3 protein-coding genes are annotated in these 1,907 nt (G+C 70.6%); all 3 read left to right on the forward strand.

Features of this window, described 5'->3' with window-relative positions:
- Positions 1–639 (forward strand): type III secretion system cytoplasmic ring protein SctQ (gene sctQ / locus G3N96_RS38500; RefSeq protein ID WP_206140475.1); only part of this gene is annotated, 639 nt, incomplete at its 5' end.
- A 3-nt stretch (positions 640–642) separates the two neighbouring features.
- Positions 643–1,317: a type III secretion system export apparatus subunit SctR gene (gene sctR / locus G3N96_RS38505; RefSeq protein WP_039360892.1), complete on the forward strand. Its 675-nt coding sequence runs from the start codon at positions 643–645 to the stop codon at positions 1,315–1,317.
- On the forward strand, positions 1,314–1,907 hold a 594-nt coding region (locus G3N96_RS38510), incomplete at its 3' end, for a lytic transglycosylase domain-containing protein (RefSeq protein ID WP_206140476.1). The genes sctR and G3N96_RS38510, both read left to right, overlap by 4 nt.

The following is a 1,907-nucleotide window of genomic DNA, read 5'->3' on the forward strand; positions in this document are numbered from 1 at the left end:
AACGCAGCGTGGCGCTGCCATGGCGCGCTGCTGTTCGACGCGCCGGATGCGCTCGCCGTGTTCTTCGCGGCCGTGCCGGCCGCCCCCGCCGACGCGCGCGCGGCCTACGCGAACCTGCCCGTGCCGCTCGTGTTCGAGATCGGCCGGACCGAGCTGACGACGGCCGAGCTGGCCGACGTCGTCGGCGGCGACATCATCGCGATCGAGCGCTGGCAGGCGCACGAGCAGAACCTGCTGTGCGTCGCGCGGCTGCCCGCCGCGCCGGCGTGGGAGATTACCGGACGGCCGTCGGGCAACCGGCTGACCGTCGAACGAATCAGGGAGATGCCTTTGGAACCGACCCGCACCGACATCGCGTCCGCGACGACGCACGACGCGCCGCCGGCCGACGCGCCGCGTCCGCTCGACGGCCTCGCGGTCGACCTGCGCTTCGAGCTGCCGCCCACGTCGATGCCGCTCGGCGAACTGAGCGCGCTGCAGCCCGGCGCCGTGATCGAACTGCAGCAAGGGATCAACCAGAGCGTGATCCATCTCGTCGCGAACGGGATGCTGATCGGCACGGGGCACCTGATCGCGGTCGGCCAGAAGCTCGGCGTGCGGGTCGTCACGCTGACCCAACCCGCGCCGCGCGAGCGCTGAACGATGGGCAACCTGCCGAATCCGGTCGCGCTGATCGCGGTGATCGCCGCGCTCGGCATCGCGCCGTTCGCGGCGCTGATGGTCACGAGCTACACGAAGCTGGTGGTCGTGCTCGGCCTGTTGCGCTCCGCGCTCGGGATCCAGCAGGTGCCGCCGAACCTCGTGTTGAACGGCATCGCGCTGATCCTGTCGCTGTTCATCATGGCGCCCGTCGGGATGTCGATCCGCGACGCGCTGCAGGCGCGCCACTTCGATGCGTCCGGGCAGTTGTCGACGGCCGACGTCGGCGCGCTCGCCGATGCCGCGCTGCCGCCGATCAAGGATTTCCTCGTGTCGCACACGCGGCAGCGCGATCGCGAATTCTTCGTGCGCACCGCGACCTCGGTGTGGCCGAAGAACCGTGCGGACGGCATCAAGGACGACGACCTGCTGGTGCTGGTGCCGAGCTTCACGCTCGCCGAGCTGACGAAGGCGTTCCAGATCGGCTTCGTGATCTACATCGTGTTCATCGTCGTCGACCTGCTGGTCGCGAACATCCTGCTCGCGCTCGGCATGCAGATGATCTCGCCAACCACGATCTCGGTGCCGTTCAAGCTGCTGCTGTTCGTCGCGCTCGACGGCTGGTCGCTGCTCGTGCACGGCCTCGTGATGTCGTACCGGGTGGCGGGCGCGGGATGAGCGCGCACCGCCTGCGAACCGCCGCCGCCTGCCTGTGCGCGCTGGCCGCGCTCGCCTTCGCGTGCCTGCCGCTGCGCAGCGCGCAGGCCGCAGGCAGCGGTACCGGCTTCGCGCCGCTCGCGCGCGCATGCGCGCCGAACGTCGATCCCGACACGCTCGCCGCGCTCGTGCGTACCGAGTCGGGCTTCAATCCGTATGCGATCGGCGTGGTCGGCGGCCATCTGGCGCGCCAGCCCGCATCGCTCGACGAAGCGCGCGCGACCGCGCACGACCTCGCGGCGCGCGGCTTCAGCTACAGCGTCGGCCTTGCGCAGGTGAACGAGCGCAATTTCGCGAAATACGGGCTCGATGAAGCGACGATGTTCGAACCGTGCCGCAACCTGCGGGCCGGCGGCGCGATCCTGACCGAATGCTTCGCGCGCTCGTCGGGCACCGGTCGCGCCACGCAGGCCGCGTTGCGCGCGGCGCTGTCGTGCTACTACAGCGGCAACTTCACGACCGGCTTCTCGAGCGGCTACGTGAGCCGCGTCGTCGCCAGCGCGCAACGCAACGCGCGCGAAGGCGGCGCCGGACCGATTCCCGTCGTCGGC

The sequence above is a fragment of the Burkholderia sp. Se-20373 genome (assembly GCF_017104705.1).
Classification (GTDB): Bacteria; Pseudomonadota; Gammaproteobacteria; order Burkholderiales; family Burkholderiaceae; genus Burkholderia.